The sequence below is a fragment of the Undibacterium sp. Ren11W genome (assembly GCF_049340485.1).
Taxonomy (GTDB): Bacteria; Pseudomonadota; Gammaproteobacteria; order Burkholderiales; family Burkholderiaceae_D; genus Undibacterium.
Map to the genome: position 1 here is coordinate 192,151 of NZ_JBMPPB010000003.1, position 23,707 is coordinate 215,857.

Genomic DNA, 23,707 nt, shown 5'->3' on the forward strand with positions numbered 1-23,707 from the left:
CGGTATTGCGAGGAGTTGCAACGCTGCGATGCGCACGATTATGGGGTTTTTAGAAGTTCCCCCAAGCCAGTGCGCAATAGCCATGCGGGTCTTCAGCAACTATGCCTGAAGACCCGCATGAACAGTGCGTCTCTGTGCTATGTCAAATTCATTTCTGAAACTGACAAGCCGCTAGTTAGCAGTTAGAAGCGGTAACCGACAGTAGCACCAATACCGGCCACGGTACGCTTATCCGTCAATGGGCTATCGCTCACCACATTACTCAGATGGACTGCACCGGCACTGACCGAAGTGACCCAATTTTGGTTGATGGAATGACGCCATGTCACGCCCACACCCGTACCTGTTATTCCGGCATCGGCTTTATATACGGCGTTACCACTGTTGGCTGACTGCGCCTTGGTCACACCGAAGAAAGTCTGGTTCTGCGTGCTACTACCAAAATTCACACCAGCGGACACCTCAACCAAATCTGTCTTAGTAGACAGAACATCGTAACGACCTATCAGATCAACCGAAGTACCGTGACGGTCACCCATAGTTTGATGCACAGCGGTGTTGAAGTGGAAAGCACCCATATCGTAATTGAGGAACAAATTCGCCTGAGCACGTGCATTCACGTCGCCCATGCCAGTCAAACGGTTTTTGCCATCGCTGTCGCCGAAAGACTCTTTACGCCAAGGGCTCACACCCAAGCTGGCTGCAGCCGAGAAACCATTGGCGTTATTCAGGAAGCGATAACCGATACCGTCTACTGTGCTCAAAAATACGCCATTAGAAAAATTCGCTTCACCCAATAAGCCGGCGGCCCATTGTTTTTTATCACTGAACAAAGGTGTGCCATAACCGACACCGACGCCTAGCACTTGCTCGGCTTGTTCATTGGAACGTTGACTGGCGCGACCTGATGCCAGATTGCCGCTCTCTTGTGCCATCGCTGGCAAACCGAAAAAGGCGGTGCTCAAAGTAAGTAAGGCTAAAAAATGAGATTTCATGTTCGGTATTCCTTAGTATGTAATGTGAACGTTTGAAGCTGAACTGGGCTTGAGTAATACAGACTCTGGTCCAGCTACAAGCTCGGAACGAAGATTAATTGGGCTTTTCTGAAAGCACCAAAATTAGCTGAGAAGCGGCGAGTTACGCCTCGATTGGTACTGCAATACGCCACCTTTTACTAAAACCGGCACCAAATTGAACTTATTTTTGCGCACAATAGCGCACGCAGGCGCAGGTTTTAAATGCAACTCTGTACATGCCAAAGCAACCATAGCAGCCCGAGCTGGGCTATAGTGCGCGCTGGTAATTATTATGGGAATTTCATGTTTAGACGCATCTGTTTGCAACTGCACTGGCTGATTGGGATCAGCGCCGGACTGGTCCTAGCAATCATGGGCTTAAGCGGCGGCATGTATAGCTTTTCCAGTGAATTGATACAGCTGATTGATCCGCAAATAACCCGCGTCAGTCCCAGCAACGCAGCCGCTTTAAGCCCCGCGATCTTGCTGGAAAAAATCAGCCAACACAGCCCTTACGTGTCGTCGCTGAGCCTCAGCGATGACCCGGAGCAAGCCGCCCGCGTCGGCTTCATGACGCCGCAAGCCGACAGCGGCGCCAAAAAATTTGAACAGCAATATCTCAATCCCTATACAGCAGAATTATTAGGTAAGCCGGCCTCCGAAGATTTTTTCCGCGTGGTACTCAATCTGCATAGAAAACTGGCTCTGGATCAAGGTGGAAAAGCGCTCACCGGTGCGGCCACCCTGGCTTTATTGCTGCTGATAATCTCAGGCATGTATCTGCGCTGGCCGACTACAAAATCTCTGAATTGGCGTTCCTGGTTATATCTGGACTGGCGTTTAAGTGGCAGGGATTTTCTAAGTAGATTGCACGTGGTGCTAGCCACAATCGCGATGCTGGCGTATTTAGTTTTTGCACTGACTAGCCTGAGCTGGTCTTACGAGTGGTATCGCAAGGGGCTAAATGCCTTACTAGGCAACGACAGCGCAACGATCAGCAAAACAGCCAATGCATCGCGCGCTGCGTCTAACCAGTCGCCCTCAAAGGCATTAGACCTGGCAGCGGTTTGGACTAGTTTTCGAACCGAGGTGCCGCACTATCAGAAGCTGATTTTGCTACTGCCTTCCGGCTCAGCTAGCACGGTGCAAATCCTGTATCTGGACAAACAAGCAGCGCACCCGTATGCGAATAATCGCATGGTCTTCGATGCCGCCAGTGGAGTACTGCAAACACATGAACGCTATGCCGATAAGAGTCCAAGTGCAAAATTAATGGCCAGTTTGTATGCCCTGCATTCAGGAAGTTTTTTTGGTAGCGCCGGTATGCTGATCATGATGCTGGTAGCATTGCTGATGCCGGTTCTTGCCGTCACTGGCTGGACGATGTATCTGAGCAGGCGTAGATAAGACTTACGCAAAAGTGTCCCAGTTAGGCGTGCCGCCGAACACAGTACTTCAGTACGGCAAGGCGGATACAACGACGCTGGGGCGGTTTTGCGTAAGTCCTAAGGTTAAAACAGATCGCTCAGATCTATTGCCACACCAATGGCATCGATGACATCGCCCACGTCTGCGGATCCCGAGGCTAAGCCGCCCTTTGATTGAGCTGACATAGCGGCAGGCGCCTTTTTCACAATCGACGCGCGCGCATCGGTCTCAGCTATTTGTTCTACAGGGAACCACAATGCGGCGGGGATAGCATGTCCGCACCAGGCGCAAGATTGAAACGTCCGAAATTGCAGTGGACGCAGGCAAGCAGGACAGTTTGGATTCGTTACAGTTGGGCGCATAGTCTTCTTTTTTTACTCGGTAAAGATGAGTCTGGCAGGACAGTCACACTGAGCTGCTTTTTATTTTCTGCTCTTCTAATTTGTTTAAAGCAGTCAGCATATTCTCACAAACTGCACGAGAATTCATGATAAAGGTATGGCCGCAGCTGAACTCAAGCACGCTGCTACGGCCATCGCCGCAGGCTTCTTCCAGCGAGAGTATGCCATCATTAAGCGACTTGCCAAACGGTAGCCAGGCGACTCTGGGGCCACCGATACCGGCGTAAATCGTGGTGTTTTCCGGCACGGGTAATTGCTGCATAAACGCCTCTTGCGCCAGCAACTTCCCCATTTCACCGGTAAGCCAGCGGAACAAAAAAAACTGCGAAAAATATTTCGCAGCACGACAAGCGATCATCGGTGGCGCCAACAAAAAACAGGCCGCAGGCCGCTGCGAACTAAGCTGAGCGACGGTATAACGGATGATCACGCTACCTAGCGAATGGCCAACCAACACATACGGTTTCGCCTGGACCCGGGTTGCCAACAGCCGTTGCAGGCGCATGCTGACAGCATCTAAAGTATCCAGCGTAGGTAGATAGCCCAACAAATGCACGCGGTGACCAGCGCGCCGCAATCTATGCTGCAAAACCAGCATAGAAACCGGGGTACGCCCCATACCGTGTATCAACACACATTCCACATCGTTCTCTCAAAAGACTGACGATGCACAGTGTACTTAGCCCACCAGGCACTGTCCAGACCAACGAGTGGCGCCAACCAGCACGCAATAGTGCTGTGGCTTTGCGACCGGTCTGCCCTGCAGACCGCGTCGGACATGCGCGCCGGGCTTGCCTCTTATCCAAATGTCCAATGTAAAACGGCGCAATCAAATTGCGCCGTTTTACGATACCAAAATCTCAATTAGCTACGATTCTGGGCATCTGTTTTATTCTTGTGGATTTTGTGTGACTGTTTGTTTTCTGCGTGCTGAATATTCTGCTGCTCGTGCTGGCCTACGTGACCGTCTTTACCTGCTTTATATTCTTTGCCATCGACCTTAGCCTGACCTTTTTCAAGTTTGGCCACTTCATGATTGCTCAGGCTGCCGTCTTTCACGCCATTTTCTATTCGTTGCTGTTGATTGACATTACGCTGCACATCGGCTTGCATACGTTGGCTAGTTGGCGAATTTGGATTACCCACTTGGCCATCGTGTTTTTCTGCTTGTATGTCTTTACTGACCTTATTTTGCATCTGATCGATATGCTGTTTTTCGGCCTGACTGAGCTTGCCGTCTTTTAAGGCTTTTGCTTCAGCGTTGCTGATATTTTTTTCTTGTTTTTCTAACCGTGCGGCTTCTTTGGTATTAAGCTGGCCTGATTTCAGACCATTTTCTATACGCTGTTGCTGATTCACATCGCGCTGCACTTCACTGGCAGCGGTCTGCGCAAAACTCGCACTGGCGAACAAACTAGCAACTAATACCATTAATAACTGGGGTAATTTCATAGCGACTCCTGAGTATTTTGAGTTAGCAGCGTAACGACAGTGTTGCGCCTTGCTAGCTATAACGAAGCACTGGCGCTTGCGCTGACAGCAGTTAAAAATTGATTTGTAACTTAGTATTTCAATGCAATCGCCAAGACAGCAAACTTACCTACTATTTTATGCGCCCTGCCTCAAAGCGCATATTTCATGCGCGTCTACAGCCTATCTGGCCTGCAGCCCGCATGGAATATGGCGCTGGGCCTATGCCTATTCTAAATTTTCAGATGGGCGGCAGGCTGCGCATGCCAGCATCGCCCATCCGACCAGAAACGCCAGACCGCCGATAGGCGTGATCGCACCCAACAGACGGTTGCCACTCAGCGCCAGCGCGTACAGGCTGCCGCTAAAAATAACAATCCCTGCCAACATGCAATAGCCAGCACGCGGCAACCAGTGTGAATCTAATCTAGGCATCAACAGCGCAACCGCCAGCAAACCCAGCGCATGCACCATCTGATAATGCACCGCGGTTTGCCAGACGGCCAGCATCTCGCTACTCAGAATTTGCTTCAGCGCATGCGCACCAAAGGCACCGCAGGCGACCGCGATCAGCATATTGCTGGCGGCGGCGAAGATAAAACGGCGTTCTGGCATGGGGTGCTTTCGGTGAAATGTGTCTATTGTTGGACAAAGCGTCCTGTGAATGCCGCCATTGTAAAACAGGACGAAAAAAATGGCCGGAACAATTCCGGCCATTTTTTATCAAGCTTTTTTGCAGATTTTTTTATTCAAAAAACAGTCTCACTTTCGTCCATCATTGCGTCCATCAAGCTGCCTGTTGGGCCGACTGCGGTGCTTTAAACTCAGCCAACAAGCTCGCTTCTTTGGTCTTGGCCGCGCTCAAATGTCTTTCTTTAACGTGACCATAACCGCGGATATCTTCAGGAATGCTGGCGATCGCCACCGCCTTGGACAAGTTGTCTGCGTTTAGTTGCGGCAGCAACTGATTCAAAGTATGGCGATATTCACCGATCAGTGCACGCTCCATCTTACGCTCTGCGGTATAGCCAAAAATATCAAAGCTACCGCCACGCAGGGACTTCATCTTCGCCAGCAGGCCGAAGGCCTTCATCATCCACGGGCCAAACTGCTGCTTGATCAGATGACCTTGGGTATCGCGCTTGGCGAACAGCGGCGGTGCCAGATGGAAGTTGATCGCATAGTCTCCTTCAAACATGTCGGCAATTTTTTTCTCGAACTTGCCATCGGTATACAGCCGCGCCACTTCATATTCATCCTTGTAAGCCATCAGCTTGAACAGATATTTGGCGGCAGCTTCGGTCAGACGCAAAGGTTTACCGTCAGCGATCTTGTTTTCCGCCGCTTTTACCTGGTTGATAAAGTCGCTGTAAGCTTGCGCATAAGCCGCATCCTGGTATTCAGTCAGGAAGGCGATACGCTTGCTGATGGTGTCGTCCAAGGTAGGAGCACGCTTGAGCTCTATCACTTGCGATGGCGTGATCAGGCGTTTAACCGCTGCCATGTCATTGGCGGCGATACGACCCCAGTTGAAGGCTTCTTTATTGAATGCGATTGCCACGCCATTGAGTTCTATCGCGCGCATCAGCGCCGCCTCGGTCAAGGGTACCCAAGCTTTTTGCCACGAGTAACCAAGGATGAACATATTGGTGGCGATGGTGTCGCCCATCAAGGCGGTAGCAATTGCACCGGCATCAACCAGATCTACCCGGTCTTCACCGCACGCTTTACGAATCTCGTCTTCGGCCGATTCGGTAGGGAATTGCCAATTAGGGTTTTTGATAAAGGTGGAAGTCGGCGTGCCATTGGTATTAATGGCAGCAAAGGTGCGTCCTTCTCCCATGCGTGACAAGGCATCCTTGCTGGCGGTAACGATCAGATCGCAGCCTATCACCAGATCGGCCATGCCGGTGCCGACGCGGGTCGATTGTATGTCTTCGGCCTTGTCTGCCAGGCGCACATGCGACATCACGGCACCACCTTTTTGCGCCAAGCCTGTCATATCCAATACCGAACAAGCCTTGCCTTGCAGATGCGCAGCCATCGCCATGATCTGGCCGATAGTCACCACACCGGTACCACCGACGCCAGTGACCAGCACGCCAAAGGGTTGTGCCGTACTCGGCAATACCGGTTGCGGCAAACTAGCGACATCAAGGGCCTTACCCGGCTCTATCTTGGCCTTGGCGGGCTTCTTCAATTTGCCACCTTCTACCGTGACGAAGCTCGGGCAGAAGCCGGTAACGCAAGAAAAATCCTTGTTGCACGACGATTGGTTGATCTGGCGCTTGCGACCGAATTCGGTTTCCAGCGGTTCTACCGACAGGCAATTCGACTGCACGCTGCAATCGCCGCAGCCTTCGCAGACGGCTTCATTGATGACCGCACGTTTGGCTGGGTCAGGGAAACCTGGCTTGCCATTCTTGTCGATTTGCTTCCTGCGGCGACGTTTTTCCGAGGCGCAAGTTTGATCATAAATCATCGCGGAGACGCCTTTAGCGACGCGCAATTCACGTTGTACCGCATCGAGTTCGCTACGATGACGCACCGTGACGCCGGCGGCCCAAGGATAATCGGCAGGATACTTTTCTGGCTCATCAGTGACGACAATGATAGGGCCCACGCCTTCGGCGGCGATCTGGCGCGAGATCATGCCAGGATCGAGCGGACCATCGAAAGGCTGACCGCCGGTCATGGCTACCGCATCATTAAACAGGATTTTGTATGTGATATTCACTTCACCAGAGACTGCAGCACGGATCGCCAGCAAGCCGGAGTGGTAATAAGTACCATCGCCCAGATTACAAAACACGTGGTTCTCGGTGGTGAACGGTGCCTGGCCGACCCAGGTCACGCCTTCTGCACCCATGTGGGTGAAGGTCGAGGTTTCGCGGTCCATCCAGGTCACCATGTAATGGCAACCAATACCGGCCAGCGCACGACTTCCTTGCGGTACTTTGGTGGAGGTATTGTGCGGACAGCCTGAGCAGAAATGCGGAATCCGGTCTTTATTCGGATCCGGTTTACTCACCACATTAAGCATGGCCTCTTTGGCTTCCAGATAAGCGACCCGCTCTTTGACGCGCTGCTCGACCGGATGACCGGCGAAATAGCGGCTGATGCGTGAGGCGATGGCGCGTGCGATTTGTGCCGGACTCAGTTCATAGGTGGCCGGCAGCAGCCATTCGCCGTGGCCGGAACCTTGCAGATTGCTCCACTCGCCGCTATCGTCAAACTTGCCAACCACGCGCGGACGCACTTTATCTTCCCAGTTATACAGCTCTTCTTTTAAAGCGTATTCGAGGATCTGGCGTTTTTCTTCGACCACTAAAATCTCTTCCAGGCCAGTGGCAAATTCACGCACACCTTCCGATTCTAATGGCCAGGTCATGCCTATCTTGTACAGACGGATGCCGATATCTTTGGCGACCTGTTCATCGATGCCCAGATCCGCCAACGCCTGACGCGTGTCGAGGTAAGATTTGCCGGCGGTGATAATACCGATCTTGGCAACCGGGCTATCCCAGATAATTTTATTGAGTTTATTCGCACGTACATAGGCCAACGCTGCATACCATTTGTAATTGTTCATGCGGGTTTCTTGCGCCAGCACCGGATCGGGGGTGCGGATATTTACACCGTCGGCAGGCAACACGAAATCGGTCGGAATGATAGGTTGGACGCGATCCGGATCGATCTCGACCACGGCACCGGATTCAACAATATCAGTCACGCATTTCATCGCCACCCAGAGACCCGTGTAGCGCGAGATCGCAATCCCATGCAGACCGTAATCGAGATACTCTTGTACTGAAGACGGGTACAGTACCGGAATACCGCAAGCCTTGAGAATATGTTCGCTCTGATGCGCCGCAGTAGACGATTTAGCGGCATGGTCATCACCCGCCACCACTAAAACACCGCCAAATTTGGAGGTGCCGGCCAGATTGGCGTGCTTAAACACGTCGCCGCATCTATCCACGCCAGGGCCTTTGCCGTACCACATAGCAAACACGCCGTCGTATTTGGCGCCAGGGAACATATTCACTTGCTGTGTGCCCCAGACCGAGGTCGCAGCTAAGTCTTCATTTACACCGGGGTGAAATTTCACATGATGTTTGGTCAGATATTTTTTGGCTTTGGCGGCGGTCAGATCGACGTTACCTAATGGGGAGCCGCGATAACCGCTGATATAGCCAGCGGTGTTCAAGCCTGCTTTTTCATCGGCCTGACGTTGCAGCATGGTCAGGCGTATCAGCGCCTGAGTACCAGTCATAAAAGCGCGGCCGCGCTCTAAGCTGAATTTGTCGTCTAGTGAAATAGTATTGTCGACCAGCGCCTGCTGTTCGGCTTTATTCGGTGCATTCATGGTGTCTCCGTGCTTTTATTGTGTGGCGAGGATGTACGCTACAGATCTGAATCACTTTGTAAATGAATCATATCCTTTTAGGATGGCTGGCACATTAACATTGTGTATTGCCGAACGCTAGGGACAGTAAGCAACAAAAAGACCAGTACAGTATGACTGACAATTACACAAAGTGTACTGGTTGCGACACGGAAAATGTTTATTAAAGATAAATACATCACTTTTCGTATTTAGTTATTTCAAGTCCATAAAAATCTGAGAAAATAGAATCCAGCATTCCCGCAGGTAGACCCAAAGGAAGAACGCAATATGCAACAAAATATCAAAGATCTGATTGCCAGCATTTGCGCCTCATCCTTACCAAAATCCCTGGATGAACTGATTAACCGCGTGATGCGTCCCTGCTCCATTCTAATGAGCAAATTATCTCTACGCACCAAGCTCTTATGTATGTTTGGCACCTTCATCGCTGCCATCATCGTACTAGGCACGTATACAGTGCTCAAGCAAAGTACAGACTTGAACACTGCAAAGGCAGAATTACAGGGGGTACTGGTATCACGACAAATCATGGATATTTTGATCCAGACACAAAAACATCGTGGGCTGGTCAATCTTAAACTTTCAGGTCAGGATACCGAAGCGAGCTTAAAGACGGTCAGAACTGCGCTCAACCAAAGTTTGGTTAAACTTGATGCATCCCTAGAGCTCTACTCAGAATTCGAACTATCCAGCCCATGGAAAGTGACTGCGGATGAATTACGGCAATTGAGCGCCGGGAAGATCGCCATCAACAGTGCTGACAATTTGGCGCAACATAGCCGCTTGATCGCTCAAATACTAAGTTTTTCGAATTTAAATAATGAAAAAAGTGGCTTGTTATTTGATCCTGAAGCAGCCAGCTATTTGTTAATGGATGTTGCGATACAAAAGATACCGGTATGGATAGAGCACCTGGCTATTTTGCGTGGCGTTGGCGCAGGTTTTATAAAATCAGGCAACATAGACTTTTCCGGGAAAGTGGCATTGATCTCGCGCCTGGATGGCATGCTGTCAGCCATTGCCGCCGTGACAGAAATGGACGAGGCCTTGAAGCGAGCTGGAGAGACACTTAGCTCGGAGCAGCAACTTGCAGTCAAAACCAGTATAGATTTCGCCGCAGTGGTACGAAAAAATTTGCTAGCCGAGAGCATAGTCGGCGAAGCTAGCGCCTACTTCGCGCAAGGTACAATTGCCATAGAAAAAACCGTACTTTTACAGACGCATTTGCAGAACCGATTGAGCAGCATACTCACCGATCGCATCAGCGCGCTCAAGTTGCAACGCAATCTAATCATTTTCACCATGCTCGCGACGCTGTTAGCCACCAGCTATCTGGTATTCGGCTTCTATCGGAGTTTTATGTCGGCAATGGCCGATGTTGGCACCTCCGCACTATCGGTAGCGAAAGGCGATCTAACCAAACAAATTCACATCGATGGCAAAGATGAATTAGCAAATACTGGGAATACCCTAGAAAAGATGAATCTGAATTTATCGGCACTAGTGGCGAATGTCCGAACTAATGCCAGCATGGTTTCGCAACTTGGACAGATTTTAGCAGTTGGCATCAGCGATATGTCGGTACGTACCGAACAGCAAGCATCGAGTCTGGAACAGACATCTGCCAGCGTCGAAGATCTCGCAGCGACAGTCAAAAAGAATGCGGACAATGCAAAGTCAGCCGACAATCTGGCCTCGAATGTGCGCTTAATTGCCGAATCTAGTGGCGAGATCATGCATTCGGCAGTTGAAAGTATGCAAGGAATACATACGAGCGCCATTAAGATGCAAGAGATAGTCAGTATGATCGATAGAATCGCATTTCAGACCGATATTTTGGCGCTCAATGCGGCCGTTGAAGCCTCACATGCTGGCACCCATGGGCTGGGTTTTGCTGTGGTGGCAAATGAGGTACGAGCACTGGCGCAACGCACTGCCGATGCTGCACGCCAAATCCGTCGCCTGATTGATGATGCGGTTTCTAAAGTAGAAACTGGCGTCGAACAAATTAACGAAGTTAATCTCACTTTAACCGACATCGTTGGCGGCATCCGAAATCTGGCTCGCAACACCAATTCGATTTCTACTGACTCGGCGGATCAAAGCAATGGCTTGGCGCAGATTTCTGAAGCTATTCGTCACTTGGATGAAATCACGCAAAGTAATGGCAAAATGGCAGAAGAAGCCAAGGATGCCTCGATCGAACTGGGAACGCGTGCACAGGCACTTACCGAAGCAGTATCCATGTTCAAGTTGCGCCAGGGAACCGCCGACGAAGCCCACGCATTAGTCAAAAAAGCCATGGCCCTGTTTCGCGTAAATGGCATGTCTATTTTACAAAGAATTACCGATGATCATGACAAAGTTTTTGCCGACCGCGATATGTATGTGTTTGCGTTTAATCGTGCTGGCCAATACCTGGCGTTTGCCGGTAACGCCGCCAAACTGGAAGTGAACTTAATGAACGTCAGCGGGCTTGATGGTCGTAAATTGGTGGAGGACGCGTTTGCTCTCGGAGCAATTGGTGGCTGGGTGGATTACACGATCGTAAATCCATTGACAAAAAAAATCGAGACCAAGACGTCATATTTGGAACCAATCACCGAAGATATTGTTATTGGATGTGGCGTGTATAAGTCAGTATAGAACACCATAGAGCACAATTAGACTCTATAAAGAAACGTGATAAGTGGCATACGCACAAGGAAATTACCAAGTAGCGGATATAATGGCAAGATGAAACTTAAATTCACGAAAATGCATGGTGCCGGCAATGACTTCATCGTCATCGACGCGATCAATCAAGATATTACTTTCAGCTCTGAGCAATGGAAACATCTGGCCGACCGCCGCTTTGGCATAGGTGCAGACCAAATCTTAGTGGTAGAACGGCCTATCAGTGCCGGTGTAGATTTTCGCTATCGCATCTACAATGCCGATGGTGGCGAAGTTGAGCAATGCGGCAATGGCTCGCGTGCGTTCGTGCGCTTTGTGATCGATAAAAAGCTCACCGATAAAACCGCAATACGCGTAGAAACCATGTCAGGCATCATTGAGCCGCTGCTACAGGCAGATGGCAGCATTACTGTGAATATGGGCGCACCTGTTCTCGATACGGCCAAAGTACCATTTGATGCCGTTGGTCTCGAAGCTAAAGTACAGGCGGATGATTTGTCCTGGCCGCTCACCATCAACGGTAAAACGGTGTATGTCTCAGCGGTCTCTATGGGCAATCCGCACGCAGTACAAGTGGTGGACGATACTGAAACGTTTTCGGTATTGCTAGATGGTGCACAGATAGAGCATCATCCGCGATTTCCAAAACGCGTCAATGCCGGTTTCATGCAAATACTCGATACCCAGCATATCCGTCTGCGCGTTTTTGAACGTGGTGCGGGCGAAACTCTGGCCTGTGGCACCGGTGCTTGCGCCGCAGTTGTTACCGGGATACTGCGCGGTCTGCTGACATCGCCCGTACGTGTCAGCATGCATGGCGGTGAATTGTCTATCGCGTGGCAAGGTCCTGATCTTCCTGTATTTTTGAGCGGGCCTGCTGTATCTGTCTTTGACGGTGAAATCGACATTTAATCAACATTAAAGTAAAACCATAGAAGCCCCAATGAATTCCAATGACATCGCTGAGTATCTAAGCAATAACCCACATTTTTTCGAAGAACACGCTGAACTGCTTTCTAAAGTTAAACTCAGTAGTCCACTACTTGGTCGCGCCATTTCCTTGCAAGAGCGGCAAATGGAAGTGGTCCGTGAAAAACATAAATTACTCGAATTGAGACTGTCAGAATTAATGCGACTGGCGCAACAGAACGACGCCATCACGTCCAAATTTCAAATCTGGACCCGCTCGTTGCTCTTGGCTCGCAATGACATCGACTTACCCCATGTATTAACCCAGGGTTTACAAGATATTTTTTCTTTACCCTATGCCACACTGCGCTTATGGCAAGTATCGAAGGATGTCGCCCACACTTGGTTCGCGCAAGCTAGCTCTGAGGACGTACAACTGCTTGCTAAGGGTTTGAGCACACCATTTTGCGGAAAAAATCAGGATTTTGAAGCCGCCACGTGGATAGAATCCGAGCAAAAAATTCTGTCGGTAGCAATGCTGCCTTTGCGTTTATCGGAGCATGCGCCGACCTTCGGTTTGTTAGTGTTAGGTTCACCGGATGAATCGCGCTTTACTAAAGAAATGGCCACTGATTTCCTCGCCAAGATCGCGGACACCAGTAGTGCAGCTTTGAGCTGCATGATAGATTAAGATGAGCCAGGTTGCGCAAGAGAGCTATTTGGATGCCTATCTACAGGTCTTGCGCACCCAACGCAGCTTATCTCCGCACACCATCAGCAGTTATCAACTCGATTTAAGCGATCTGGCGGATTTCGCCAATGGCCGCGATTTGGCTACCCTTAGTTATGTCGACATCCGCCGCCTGACTTCGTTGCGTCATGCAGAGGGACTGAACGCGCGCAGTATTGCACGCAGACTGTCCTGCTGGCGCGGGTTTTATCGTTGGCTGGCCGAGCAAGTCACGCTTGCCGCGAATCCTGTCGATGGCATCAAAGCGCCCAAAAAAAATAAATCTCTGCCTAAGGCCTTAGGGGTGGATGACGCGGTGCGCCTGGTTTCACAAACCGGCAGTAATGACGCCACACCTAGTGCCAATCGCGCCATGTACGAATTATTGTATTCCAGCGGCTTGCGGGTATCCGAACTGGTGAGCTTAGATGTCAGGCATATCGCGCAAAAAGATCATAACAGTCTGGGCTGGATAGATCTGGAACAGGCGGAGGTGCATGTCACTGGCAAGGGCAATAAACAGCGTATTGTTCCGGTAGGCAAACCTGCCTTAGCAGCCGTACACGATTGGTTACTGCTACGCCCCCCCCTGATAAAGGCGGATTCCTACCCTCTGTTTTTGAGCGAACGCGGCACGCGCATTTCAGTGCGACTAGTACAGTTGCGACTGAAAGCGTACGCCCAAAGCATAGGCATTGCGGCGGATGTTCATCCGCATATGCTGCGCCATTCATTTGCCTCACATGTGCTGCAGTCATCGGGCGATTTAAGGGCAGTACAAGAAATGCTGGGACACAGTTCTATCGCTGCCACCCAGGTATACACCTCGCTGGATTTCCAACACTTAGCGAAGGTTTACGACGCCACCCATCCACGCGCAAAAAAATAAACCTAGACTTATCGCTTTTTGCAACTCAATTGCATTTTGATGCATAATACGATTTTGTTCGTAAGCTGTTAGAACCATGAAAACCAGTAGCATCAGTCTTATATCAACCGAGACACCTGAGCTAAGCCACCAGCGCGCAGGGAATCTGCTCCGACAGGCGCAAGTACGGGTAACCGATGTCCGATTAAAGGTTCTGGATATGTTACTGGAAACGCCCAGCGCGCTGTCGCATCTGGAGATACAGGATGCGCTACCTGAGTTAGATCGTGTGACCTTGTATCGCGCCCTCGATTGTCTCACCGATGCCGGACTTGTACATAAAATTACAGGGGACGATCGGGTATTTCGTTACAGTACCGGCAATGAGCCGCAGACCAATAATGCGGTACGCGGCGTGCAACATCAACATGCACATTTCAAATGCAGCCTTTGCGCAAAGATATTTTGCCTCGATGAAGAACAAAGTGCTAGTTCCCTCAAAGAGCAATTACTTGACACCTTGCAAACCACCCAAGCCAAGGGTTTTAAAAATCACGACATAGAACTAACCATTAAAGGCTGGTGTGCGGATTGCTCCAAATAACTTTTCAATTAGAAATATACACATTCTGCTATGGCACTGATACCAACAACCATACTGACCGGCTTTTTAGGCTCGGGCAAAACCACTCTACTCAATCGCATACTGCAAGAAAATCACGGTTACAAAATTGCCGTGATCGAAAATGAATTTGGCCAGGAAAACATCGATAACGAAATTTTGCTGCAAGATAGTAACGAGCAAATCATAGAAATGAATAATGGTTGTATTTGCTGCACGGTACGCGGCGACCTAATCGTTGCCTTGAGTAAATTGATACAACAAAAAAACCAAGGAAAAATCGAATTTGACCGGGTTATTATAGAAACCACGGGACTTGCCAATCCTGGACCTGTGGCGCAAACTTTTTTTGTGGATGAAGAAGTCGGCATGTACTACATGCTTGATGCAGTAGTGACAGTGGTCGATGCGCGCCACGCAATGCAGACGCTCGACGAGCACGAAGAAGCGCAAAGGCAAGTTGGATTCGCCGACAAAATATTGCTCTCTAAAACCGATTTGGTGGATGCTGCGCAGGTGTCAGTATTGCGACAACGCTTAACGCGCATGAATCCCCGTGCCAGCATTATGTCGCTTGATTTCGGCAAAATCGCGATCGCCGAAGTGCTAGACTTAAAAGGTTTCAATCTCAACGCAAAACTCGAACTGGATCCCGATTTTTTACTTGCGGAGGAGTCTAACGAACATGAGCATGTGCACGAGCACGAAGCGTGTGATGCAGACTGCAGTCACGACACTCATACGCACGAGGCCGAGCACAACCATCATCATGCCCATCATTCCGACGATATCTGCGCATTTGTGTTTAAAAGTACACAGGCATTCAACACCGGCAAGCTTGATGAATTTTTAGGTGGGCTGGTGCAAGTGTTCGGCCCGCGCATGTTGCGCTATAAAGGCGTGCTATTCATGGAGGGAGCTGATCGCAAAGTCATATTCCAAGGTGTGCACCAGATTATGGGTACCGACATCGCAGGAAAATGGGCAGATGACGAATTGCGTGAGAGTAAAATGGTATTTATTGGCAAAAATCTACCAAAAGATATTTTTATTCAAGGATTAAGCCTTTGTTTGGTATAAACTAGCGCCCTAATGGATACTGGCGGAGTTTAATTCCGCAGTTCCAGCTAAGAAAGAGATGGCGAAATCTGCCATTTACTTTATTGGCAAGGGGAGGATAATGGTGCTTCAATTAAGTTTTGATCTTATTTGTCCATTATTTGTGTGTATTAACCCGTTGTATCGAAAGTAAGCGAAGTGGCAACTAAATCACCTAAATCGACTGCTACAGTCAGTGCACCCGCAGCCCTACTCACCGAAGCAGAAATTCTTGCTATGGGTGAGCAGGACTATATGAACGATGCCCAACTGGCATTTTTCAAAGCCCGTTTGCAACAGCTTGAAAAAGATTTGCTTAAAAACGCCGACGAAACAACCGAACATCTTCGTGAAACCGTATTGGTACCCGATCCGGCTGATCGCGCCACGATTGAAGAAGAGCATTCTCTCGAATTGCGCACTCGTGATCGTGAACGCAAATTGCTGAAAAAAGTTCAGCAATCCATCGCCAGCATTGATGCCGGTGAATATGGCTGGTGCGAAGAAACCGGTGAACCAATAGGCGTCCCGCGCTTAGTTGCGCGTCCGACGGCGAGTTTATCGCTGGAAGCGCAGCAAAGACGTGAGATGAAGCAAAAGCTATATGGCGACTGAGTAGTTTACAGTAGGCTGGACGCGATTATTCCTAAAAAGCGCGCAGTGTTTAGCTGCGCGCTTTTTATTTTGGGTGCAATGAAACCGCTTCCTTTCAGTATGCAAACCACTGAGCAGTGAGACTTACGCATCTCGACTAGATCTCAAGACTACCAATTGCAAAATTTAACTTAACGCCACAGAATATCCGAGTGTCTAAGCCTCATCCACGCAAAAGCTAGGATGGAATTGTAATTTTGTGTAAAATTAGAAACACTTGCCAAGCAGAATACATTCTAAAATTCACACATAGAACTTTTAGAATATACGCGAAATTAGCAGATATTAAGATGCATTAGAGCGCTGATATACTCATTAAAGATGCTCCAGCATTCGTCACTTATCACTAATTTAAGAATAGTTTTAACTAAGCAATAATAGTAAGGCGCTCAAGCAAAACTAACAAAAAAACCCTGAATCAGACTATACTTTCGAAAGAAACATTTAGCGCTCATCTACTTTTTAAGACTCGCTACGCTATACAATAATCAAACCGTATTTTCCATCTACATTCAAGGTCAACGTGGGGATTTTTTCGCTTTTCGGTAAGAAGAATAATGATCTGGAGAAAAAATCTCCGGATAAAACTTCTTCCAAAAAAACAAGATCCAAGAGTCTCAATAACGCCACTCCTAATGCGCAGGATGACGAGGCATTGTCACAATCTGTGATGGCACAAAGACACATCGCCCGAGCCACTGAACGCAAGATAGACGCGATAGAATTTGAAATGTCGCGGGATATGGGAAGGCAAAGAACGATCCCAAATCAAACGCCTTTTGTCGATACGCCAACACTCAGTCCAGTCAAGTCACCAATTAGCTTACAGTTAGACGAAGAGCCAGCAACAATAGAATTTGAAAGCACTTTGCCAGCCACTGATTTTCTACTCGGGCAAAGTCCAGATATAGCGGCCTCAACACTGACGCAATCTGAATCAGTACCGGTACTTGAAGAAGCCGCTATTTTGTTTGCTAGCGGTCAAAAAGAAGTGGCCGAGATGATGCTGCAATCGGCCATAGAGCAAGACAACTTAGGCAATGCCATACAAACGGCATGGTATATGCTGTTCGATTTATATCAAATTAGTAATAATCAAGCCGCCTATGAACAACTGTCGCTCGATTACGCGAGCAAATTTGAAACATCACCACCAATTTGGGATAGCGCAGCCTCAAAAGCGCGTGAGTTACTCAATACACAAACGGTAGAAGTTACTCCAAACTTAACGTTTCCGGCCAATCTTGATGCTGAGATCATCAAATTACTCGAAAGACTGCAAAGTCTGAGTAAGCAAAGCCAAAGCTTGAAACTCGACTTTATGCGAGTTAAACAAGTCGACCCCGTAGGCTGCGGTTTATTACTGCGCAGCTTGAAAAATTTAAAAAAGACTAAGCATGAATTGATACTGGTAGGGGCTCAAGACCTTACCGAGAAAATTCGTGCCATTCTTGAAGTCGGCAGACGCGATGAGACTGAAGCACCCTGGCTCTTATTGCTAGAAATCTTACAGTTACTGCATTTCGAAAAAGCTTTCGAAGAAGCCAGCATAGACTATTGCATCACATTTGAGGTGTCCCCACCGTCATTTGAGGCCCCTCAAAACCGCGTCATCACAGCCACTTCAGATATTCAATTGGTAGAAGAAGTTAGCAATCGTTTCATGATGCCTGCCATCATCGAGGGCAGAACCGATACTTTAATCAACCAAATCGCGGATCATGCAAAAACACACAATGCTGTTTTGCTTGATTGCTCTCTGTTAGAGCGTGTTGAATTTGGTGCCTCTGCGCAACTACTCAGCGGTCTGGTGCCAATAGCGGCAAAAAAAGGCATTACCATACAATTTCACGAGGTAAATTACTTAGTGACCTGCCTATTTAATGCGATGGGCCTGAAAAACGTTGCTGCAATTTTCCCACGCAAGCACTAGATCTCTACGATCTAAAGCCTTGTAATTTGGGATTCACATCCCCACCTCTAAAACCAGCAACAACTCCTTACTCGGACTGAGTGCGCCTCTTCGCGCCTCCTTTCGCTAGTACTGAGGAGATTTTCATATTGAGGAATTCATGGAACAATTTCATGGCACTACCATACTGACAGTAAGACGTGGCAATCTTGTGGCGCTAGGCGGCGATGGCCAAGTTACTTTGGGCAACATCGTCATGAAGGGCACTGCGCGTAAAGTGCGCAAGTTGTACCACAACAAGGTGTTGGCTGGTTTCGCTGGCGGTACCGCTGATGCGTTTACCTTAATCGAGCGGTTCGAAGCCAAACTTGAGAAACATCAAGGCAATCTGATGCGGGCCTCGGTAGAGCTGGCTAAAGATTGGCGCACAGATCGCATGTTACGTAGGTTAGAAGCCATGCTGCTGGTGGCCGACCGCGATACCACACTCATTATTACTGGTAATGGTGACGTCTTAGAGCCCAACGACGGCATAGGCGCGATAGGTTCAGGCGGTACATTTGCGCAATCAGCCGCAATTGCCTTATATGAAAATACCGACTTACCCGCCATCGATATCGTCAAAAAATCGCTAACCATTGCTGGACAGCTGTGTATTTATACTAACTTATCGCACACCATAGAAACGCTGGAATAAACTTAGTTAGAGCTTACGCAAAATTGTTCCAGCAAGGCTAGTACAACGACGCTGCAGCGGTTTTGCGCAAGTCCGATTAGGATTGCAGCAAGCCTAACGACCCCATAGAGATACGACAAGATGAATATGACACCCCAAGAAATCGTTTCCGAACTAGATAAACATGTAGTCGGCCAAGATAGAGCCAAGCGCGCGGTCGCTATTGCCTTACGCAACCGCTGGCGTCGTCAGCAGGTGGCCGAGCCATTACGCCAGGAAATTACGCCAAAAAACATCTTGATGATAGGACCAACCGGGGTAGGCAAGACCGAGATCGCACGTCGCCTGGCAAAACTCGCCGGCGCGCCCTTTATCAAAATAGAAGCCACCAAATTTACAGAAGTGGGCTATGTAGGGCGCGACGTTGACACCATCATCCGTGATCTGGTCGATATCGGCATCAAACAGACGCGCGAGGCGGCTACTCGCAAAGTACGTAGCCGTGCTGAAGACGCCGCTGAAGATAGAATTCTAGATATCTTGCTGCCGGTGGCACGCGATCTTACATTGAGCGCCAGGGCCGACACGACTAGCGGTACGGCCAACGAGAGCGAGCTTTCCGGCAATACCACGCGCCAGACTTTCCGCAAACGTCTGCGTGAAGGTCTGCTTGATGATAAAGAAATTGAAATCGATGTCGCTGAAGCTGGTCCGCAGATGGAAATCATGGCACCGCCCGGCATGGAAGAAATGACTGAGCAAATTAAGTCTATGTTTTCCGGCATAGGAAATGGTCGCAAAAAAGCGCGCAAGCTGAAAATCAAAGAGGCACTCAAGCTACTGATAGAAGAAGAAGCCGCCAAACTAGTGAATGAAGACGAACTTAAACAAGAAGCGATCAACAACGTTGAACAAAACGGTATCGTGTTTTTAGATGAGATCGACAAAATTGCCTCGCGCTCAGACAGCGGCGGTGCCGAAGTGTCGCGCGCCGGAGTGCAAAGAGATTTACTGCCTTTGGTTGAAGGCACCACGGTCAACACAAAATACGGCATGATCAAGACCGATCACATACTATTCATCGCCTCCGGTGCCTTTCACCTGGCAAAACCGTCTGATCTGATCCCTGAGCTACAGGGGCGCTTCCCGATACGGGTAGAACTAGATTCGCTCTCGATCGCTGACTTTGAACGCATATTGACTGGCACCGATGCTTGCTTAACCAAGCAATACCAAGCACTGTTAGCGACCGAAGACGTGACGATAGATTTTACGGATGAAGGGGTGCAGCGCCTGGCAGGGATCGCCTACTCGGTGAATGAAACCACAGAGAATATCGGTGCGCGTCGGCTGTACACCGTGATGGAAAAACTCTTGGAAGAAATCTCTTTCGACGCCCATCAAAACACCGGGAAAACCATCGTGATAGATGCTAGCTACGTCGATCAGCGATTACAGGCTTTGTCGGTAGACGAAGATTTATCGCGCTATGTGCTGTAATCAAACGAGTGAAGGCGGAAACTCAGTATGGCAAAAAAGACTTTAAGCACACGGCAAAAACTGGTGTTCCGTCTAACGCCGTCTCTTAGTAAGCCAAGGAATCTGGTGGCAATCACGGCGCAAAAGAGCGGTGCCGGTAGCCATCAGAAAAGCGTTTCATCGCTACGACAAGCGGGCAAACGTGCGCTCAAAAAAACCCCGATAGAGGTCGAACCAGATTAAACTCTAGTCATACATCTGGTTAACTCAAAGGGGCTACCGTGCCTGGTAACAGAAGCCGCAAGCGCAAATATCTAGAGAAATATCAGCATAGGACACAGCAACTATCCAGACGTGCCGATCAGATTACCCGCATGCTGGTGGATATAGGCGTGCACTATGCAAGTACTCTGGGTGCCAGTAAGGCAGCTTTGTTTTTACGCGTAAAAAATGTCTCTGAGAGCGTAATCGCCCGCGTCTTACATAGAGCGCAAAAACGCCGCAAACCTTGATAGCGGCATCTTGCTAATTTGAGTCGTTACGCAACTCTAGAGCTTAATGAATTTCTTGCCGCGCATCGCGTGCCAATAGGCGCTCTATCATTTGCGGCGCGGCTACACCATCAAATAAAACCCCGGCCACCGCATCTGTAATCGGCATCTCCACCCCCAACTTCAAGGCCAGAGCTTTAACCGCTTGTGCACAGCGCACCCCTTCAGCCACATGACCGAGTTCTTCCACGATGGTTGCCAGGGATTTGCCTTGCGCTAAACCCAGTCCTACTTTTCGGTTGCGCGACAGATCACCGGTACAGGTCAGTATCAAGTCGCCGACCCCGGTTAAACCCATTAAGGTTTCATTGCGCCCGCCGAGGGCAGAACTAAGCCGGCTAATTTCTGCCAGGCCGCGCGTCATTAGCGCGGCACGCGCATTCAAACCCAGACCCAAGCCATCGGCGACCCCGGTAGCGATGGCCAGGATATTTTTAACCGCACCACCGACTTCCACACCGACCACATCATTGCTCGAATACACGCGCATCGCATTACCGTGCAGTGCCGTCACCACTTGCTGACACAAGGCTGGTGAGGTCGATGCGATGGTCAGGGCGCAGGGTAAGCCGCGCGCCACTTCCTGCGCGAATGAAGGCCCGGACAGTGCACCCGCCATGACCTGATCACCCAGCACCTGGCGTACCACTTGATGCGGCAATAATTGACTGCCTTCTTCAAAGCCTTTGCACAACCACACAACCTGTTTGAGCTGGTAGGCTAGGCACTGTTGCAAAATAGGGCGTAGACCTGAAACCGAGGAAGCAATAATCACGAGATCTGCGGCCTTTACCGCTGCATCAAAATCAGCAGTCGCCTGTATCGCCGGAGGTAATTCAAAGCCTGGCAAATAGGTTTGATTATTCCGCGAGCTCTGCATTTCTTGCATCATCTGTGGATGACGACCCCACAAAATCACCTGATTTTTGCTTGCCAAAGTGAGTGCCAGAGCCGTGCCCCAGGCCCCCGCGCCGAGTATCGTAATATTCATATCAAAGCCTGAGTTGATCTTTAGCCGGTTTAGCCCACATGGGCAGATTGCAATAAAGCATACTCCATCCAGTATATTTAAGCATCGCGCACCAGTCTTGCGCAATCACCCGTATACACGCATATTTTTAGGGGAGTATATAAAAAAAGGACAGAAAACTGTCCTTTTATATTTTTCTAGCAGCCACTTAATGATGATTAGGAATTGCGCAAAATTGCTCCCGCGAAGGGTACCGCCGTAGACAGTGCTTTAGAACAGCAAGGCGGATACAACAACGATGGGGCGATTTTGCTTAAGTCCGATTATATGCCCCACACTTCGGATGCCTTGACATAGCCCAGCTGTCCGTCTTTATGCTTGACCTTGATCCAGGCACCGGCCACCGGCTCTGCCATTTCCAGCAAGATATTTTTATCTGCACTAAACACCATTGCCGCGTTCTCATCGGCAGCAACCCGCACCTTGGCATTGCTGACACGCACTATCACATTGCGTCTGGCCACTAAATCCTTGGACTCGACCCAACTCAAGTCACCCGCCATGTCGCGCACCTTACTCCAGGCACCATAAGTGAGTATTAACTCAACTGGCATACCACGTGGTGCAACATACACTTTGCCTCCTTTAAGCGAAGGCGCGTCGTACAAAATGACAGGATTGGCACCGACAGATTTAAATTCCAGTGCCTGCGCCAAGCCGCACAGCAAGCTAGTGCTCAGAGCCAAAAAAGATAAAAGACCACGTATCATGAGCTATCCGATTGTGAATAAAGACCGCTACTACCTCAAGGATAGCGCGATCTTTATCATTTGCTAGCTAATTTTAGCCAGGTGATTTTTAGTGCGTAGTTGCAGAACTGGCTTCAACACCTGCTTCTGCCTGCAATTTTGCCTGTTGCTCAGCAACATTTTGCAAACGCTGCTGATAGAAGGCTTCGAAATTAATTTCTGTCAAATGTATCGGTGGGAAACCAGCACGTGTAATTGCATCTGCAATATTCGAGCGCAGGTAAGGATACAAAATATTAGGGCAGCCAATACCTAGCAAAGGATCCAATTGATCCGCAGGAATATTACGCGCCTCGAAAATACCAGCTTGCTTGCCTTCAACCAGAAAAGCCACTTTATCTTTGATCTTTGCAGTGACGGTGACGGTGACGGTCGATTCAACCACGCCTTCGGCCAACTGTTCTGCGCCCACATCAAGAGAAACCTCGATGGTTGGGGCTTCTTGCTCCAGGAAAATCGCTGGAGAGTTCGGCTGTTCAAGCGACAAATCTTTCAGATAAACGCGTTGAATTTGAAATACGGGCTGCAGATTTTCGTCAGACATGTGAGACTTTCTAAATATTCTAAGAGATTAATAGTGGACAACGATAGAACAGCGATAGCACAGCAGATAGTTAAGATATGGCCGCTTCCGGCCATTTCAAGATCACAGCGCGCTATTTTACAAGTTGCTTACACTAACAGCAATCTAACAACTCAAGTTGATGCAACTCAAGCTCAGCAATTCAAGCTCAGCAATTCAAGCTCGGCAACTCAAGCTAAATTACGCAGACGCCAGCAAAGCATCCAACTTACCGGCTCTATCCAAAGCCGATAAATCATCAAAGCCGCCCACGTGGGTGTCACCGATGTAAATTTGCGGTACCGTACGGCGTCCCGTTTTTTGCATCATTGCTTCACGTACCTGAGGATCGAGATCAACGCGTATTTTCTCTATCTCATTGACGCCCTTAGACTTCAACAGCCGCTCCGCCATCGTGCAATAGGGGCAAACTGCAGTGCTATACATAACAACATGCACACTCAT

The 23,707-nt window shown here is 49.2% G+C and carries 22 protein-coding genes; 13 read left to right on the plus strand and 9 right to left on the minus strand.

Translation table 11 applies throughout. The annotated features are described in order from the left end of the window. Positions 1–182: 182 nt before the first annotated feature. Entirely contained in the window at positions 183–995 is an 813-nt protein-coding gene (locus tag ACO0K8_RS09640) for a MipA/OmpV family protein (protein ID WP_422946435.1), read from the minus strand. Positions 996–1,319: 324 nt separating this feature from the next. Between ACO0K8_RS09640 and ACO0K8_RS09645 the strand changes: the two genes are divergently transcribed. Then, positions 1,320–2,423: a PepSY-associated TM helix domain-containing protein gene (locus tag ACO0K8_RS09645; RefSeq protein ID WP_422946436.1), complete on the plus strand. Its 1,104-nt coding sequence runs from the start codon at positions 1,320–1,322 to the stop codon at positions 2,421–2,423. Between the two features lie 426 nt (positions 2,424–2,849). On the opposite strand, the gene ACO0K8_RS09650 is transcribed toward ACO0K8_RS09645, so the two are convergent. The 4 genes from ACO0K8_RS09650 to ACO0K8_RS09665 all read right to left on the minus strand — a co-directional run bounded on the left by ACO0K8_RS09650 (position 2,850) and on the right by ACO0K8_RS09665 (position 8,684). Continuing rightward, positions 2,850–3,488 carry an esterase/lipase family protein gene (locus ACO0K8_RS09650; RefSeq protein WP_422946437.1) on the minus strand — a complete coding sequence of 213 codons (639 nt, stop codon included), beginning with the start codon at positions 3,486–3,488 and terminating at the stop codon, positions 2,850–2,852. A 221-nt stretch (positions 3,489–3,709) separates the two neighbouring features. Continuing rightward, positions 3,710–4,297: a hypothetical protein gene (locus ACO0K8_RS09655; RefSeq protein WP_422946438.1), complete on the minus strand. Its 588-nt coding sequence runs from the start codon at positions 4,295–4,297 to the stop codon at positions 3,710–3,712. A 246-nt stretch (positions 4,298–4,543) separates the two neighbouring features. Then, complete coding sequence (locus ACO0K8_RS09660) at positions 4,544–4,930, minus strand: DUF423 domain-containing protein (RefSeq protein ID WP_422946439.1); 387 nt, start codon at positions 4,928–4,930, stop codon at positions 4,544–4,546. Between the two features lie 172 nt (positions 4,931–5,102). Then, positions 5,103–8,684 carry an indolepyruvate ferredoxin oxidoreductase family protein gene (locus tag ACO0K8_RS09665; protein ID WP_422946440.1) on the minus strand — a complete coding sequence of 1,194 codons (3,582 nt, stop codon included), beginning with the start codon at positions 8,682–8,684 and terminating at the stop codon, positions 5,103–5,105. Positions 8,685–8,993: 309 nt separating this feature from the next. Here ACO0K8_RS09665 and ACO0K8_RS09670 point away from each other — a divergent pair, with 309 nt between their 5' ends. From ACO0K8_RS09670 to ACO0K8_RS09725, 12 genes are all read left to right on the plus strand, one after another. Beyond that, complete coding sequence (locus ACO0K8_RS09670) at positions 8,994–11,372, plus strand: methyl-accepting chemotaxis protein (protein ID WP_422946441.1); 2,379 nt, start codon at positions 8,994–8,996, stop codon at positions 11,370–11,372. Positions 11,373–11,462: 90 nt separating this feature from the next. Then, entirely contained in the window at positions 11,463–12,314 is an 852-nt protein-coding gene (dapF, locus tag ACO0K8_RS09675) for a diaminopimelate epimerase (protein WP_422946442.1), read from the plus strand. A 19-nt stretch (positions 12,315–12,333) separates the two neighbouring features. Beyond that, the gene (locus ACO0K8_RS09680) at positions 12,334–13,002 is read left to right on the plus strand and encodes a DUF484 family protein (protein WP_422946634.1); all 669 of its coding nucleotides are present in this window, start codon (positions 12,334–12,336) and stop codon (positions 13,000–13,002) included. 1 nt (position 13,003) lies between these two features. Next, positions 13,004–13,930 carry a tyrosine recombinase XerC gene (locus tag ACO0K8_RS09685; RefSeq protein WP_422946443.1) on the plus strand — a complete coding sequence of 309 codons (927 nt, stop codon included), beginning with the start codon at positions 13,004–13,006 and terminating at the stop codon, positions 13,928–13,930. Between the two features lie 76 nt (positions 13,931–14,006). Beyond that, positions 14,007–14,513 carry a Fur family transcriptional regulator gene (locus ACO0K8_RS09690; protein WP_422946444.1) on the plus strand — a complete coding sequence of 169 codons (507 nt, stop codon included), beginning with the start codon at positions 14,007–14,009 and terminating at the stop codon, positions 14,511–14,513. A 30-nt stretch (positions 14,514–14,543) separates the two neighbouring features. Continuing rightward, positions 14,544–15,611, plus strand: a complete 1,068-nt coding sequence (locus ACO0K8_RS09695) for a CobW family GTP-binding protein (RefSeq protein ID WP_422946445.1) — start codon at positions 14,544–14,546, stop codon at positions 15,609–15,611. A gap of 177 nt (positions 15,612–15,788) precedes the next feature. Continuing rightward, positions 15,789–16,244 (plus strand): RNA polymerase-binding protein DksA, encoded by a 456-nt coding sequence (dksA, locus tag ACO0K8_RS09700; protein ID WP_170174882.1) that lies wholly within the window; start codon positions 15,789–15,791, stop codon positions 16,242–16,244. A gap of 562 nt (positions 16,245–16,806) precedes the next feature. Next, the gene (locus tag ACO0K8_RS09705) at positions 16,807–18,216 is read left to right on the plus strand and encodes a hypothetical protein (protein ID WP_422946446.1); all 1,410 of its coding nucleotides are present in this window, start codon (positions 16,807–16,809) and stop codon (positions 18,214–18,216) included. A gap of 139 nt (positions 18,217–18,355) precedes the next feature. Continuing rightward, positions 18,356–18,892 (plus strand): ATP-dependent protease subunit HslV, encoded by a 537-nt coding sequence (gene hslV, locus ACO0K8_RS09710; protein WP_126127058.1) that lies wholly within the window; start codon positions 18,356–18,358, stop codon positions 18,890–18,892. Between the two features lie 120 nt (positions 18,893–19,012). Beyond that, positions 19,013–20,371, plus strand: a complete 1,359-nt coding sequence (gene hslU / locus ACO0K8_RS09715) for an ATP-dependent protease ATPase subunit HslU (RefSeq protein WP_422946447.1) — start codon at positions 19,013–19,015, stop codon at positions 20,369–20,371. Positions 20,372–20,398: 27 nt separating this feature from the next. Next, positions 20,399–20,593, plus strand: coding sequence for a hypothetical protein (locus ACO0K8_RS09720; protein ID WP_126127060.1), 195 nt, complete (start codon positions 20,399–20,401; stop codon positions 20,591–20,593). Between the two features lie 38 nt (positions 20,594–20,631). Beyond that, the gene (locus ACO0K8_RS09725; RefSeq protein WP_422946448.1) at positions 20,632–20,862 is read left to right on the plus strand and encodes a hypothetical protein; all 231 of its coding nucleotides are present in this window, start codon (positions 20,632–20,634) and stop codon (positions 20,860–20,862) included. A gap of 43 nt (positions 20,863–20,905) precedes the next feature. On the opposite strand, the gene ACO0K8_RS09730 is transcribed toward ACO0K8_RS09725, so the two are convergent. The 4 genes from ACO0K8_RS09730 to grxC form a co-directional block, all read right to left on the minus strand. After that, positions 20,906–21,892, minus strand: a complete 987-nt coding sequence (locus ACO0K8_RS09730) for an NAD(P)H-dependent glycerol-3-phosphate dehydrogenase (protein ID WP_422946449.1) — start codon at positions 21,890–21,892, stop codon at positions 20,906–20,908. A gap of 302 nt (positions 21,893–22,194) precedes the next feature. Beyond that, a complete protein-coding gene (locus ACO0K8_RS09735) occupies positions 22,195–22,641 on the minus strand; it encodes an SH3 domain-containing protein (RefSeq protein ID WP_422946450.1) in 447 nt (148 codons plus the stop codon). A gap of 88 nt (positions 22,642–22,729) precedes the next feature. Then, positions 22,730–23,224 (minus strand): protein-export chaperone SecB, encoded by a 495-nt coding sequence (gene secB, locus ACO0K8_RS09740; protein ID WP_126127064.1) that lies wholly within the window; start codon positions 23,222–23,224, stop codon positions 22,730–22,732. Between the two features lie 219 nt (positions 23,225–23,443). Then, positions 23,444–23,707 (minus strand): glutaredoxin 3, encoded by a 264-nt coding sequence (grxC, locus tag ACO0K8_RS09745; RefSeq protein WP_126127065.1) that lies wholly within the window; start codon positions 23,705–23,707, stop codon positions 23,444–23,446.

Bases quoted from the DNA above. Each gene is read 5' to 3' on its own strand.
- ACO0K8_RS09640 (WP_422946435.1), bottom strand. From the start codon at position 995: ATGAAATCTCATTTTTTAGCCTTACTTACTTTGAGCACCGCCTTTTTC.
- ACO0K8_RS09645 (WP_422946436.1), top strand. From the start codon at position 1,320: ATGTTTAGACGCATCTGTTTGCAACTGCACTGGCTGATTGGGATCAGC.
- ACO0K8_RS09655 (WP_422946438.1), bottom strand. From the start codon at position 4,297: ATGAAATTACCCCAGTTATTAATGGTATTAGTTGCTAGTTTGTTCGCC.
- ACO0K8_RS09660 (WP_422946439.1), bottom strand. From the start codon at position 4,930: ATGCCAGAACGCCGTTTTATCTTCGCCGCCGCCAGCAATATGCTGATC.
- ACO0K8_RS09665 (WP_422946440.1), bottom strand. From the start codon at position 8,684: ATGAATGCACCGAATAAAGCCGAACAGCAGGCGCTGGTCGACAATACT.
- ACO0K8_RS09670 (WP_422946441.1), top strand. From the start codon at position 8,994: ATGCAACAAAATATCAAAGATCTGATTGCCAGCATTTGCGCCTCATCC.
- dapF (WP_422946442.1), top strand. From the start codon at position 11,463: ATGAAACTTAAATTCACGAAAATGCATGGTGCCGGCAATGACTTCATC.
- ACO0K8_RS09685 (WP_422946443.1), top strand. From the start codon at position 13,004: ATGAGCCAGGTTGCGCAAGAGAGCTATTTGGATGCCTATCTACAGGTC.
- ACO0K8_RS09690 (WP_422946444.1), top strand. From the start codon at position 14,007: ATGAAAACCAGTAGCATCAGTCTTATATCAACCGAGACACCTGAGCTA.
- ACO0K8_RS09695 (WP_422946445.1), top strand. From the start codon at position 14,544: ATGGCACTGATACCAACAACCATACTGACCGGCTTTTTAGGCTCGGGC.
- hslV (WP_126127058.1), top strand. From the start codon at position 18,356: ATGGAACAATTTCATGGCACTACCATACTGACAGTAAGACGTGGCAAT.
- hslU (WP_422946447.1), top strand. From the start codon at position 19,013: ATGAATATGACACCCCAAGAAATCGTTTCCGAACTAGATAAACATGTA.
- ACO0K8_RS09720 (WP_126127060.1), top strand. From the start codon at position 20,399: ATGGCAAAAAAGACTTTAAGCACACGGCAAAAACTGGTGTTCCGTCTA.
- ACO0K8_RS09730 (WP_422946449.1), bottom strand. From the start codon at position 21,892: ATGAATATTACGATACTCGGCGCGGGGGCCTGGGGCACGGCTCTGGCA.
- ACO0K8_RS09735 (WP_422946450.1), bottom strand. From the start codon at position 22,641: ATGATACGTGGTCTTTTATCTTTTTTGGCTCTGAGCACTAGCTTGCTG.
- secB (WP_126127064.1), bottom strand. From the start codon at position 23,224: ATGTCTGACGAAAATCTGCAGCCCGTATTTCAAATTCAACGCGTTTAT.
- grxC (WP_126127065.1), bottom strand. From the start codon at position 23,707: ATGAGTGTGCATGTTGTTATGTATAGCACTGCAGTTTGCCCCTATTGC.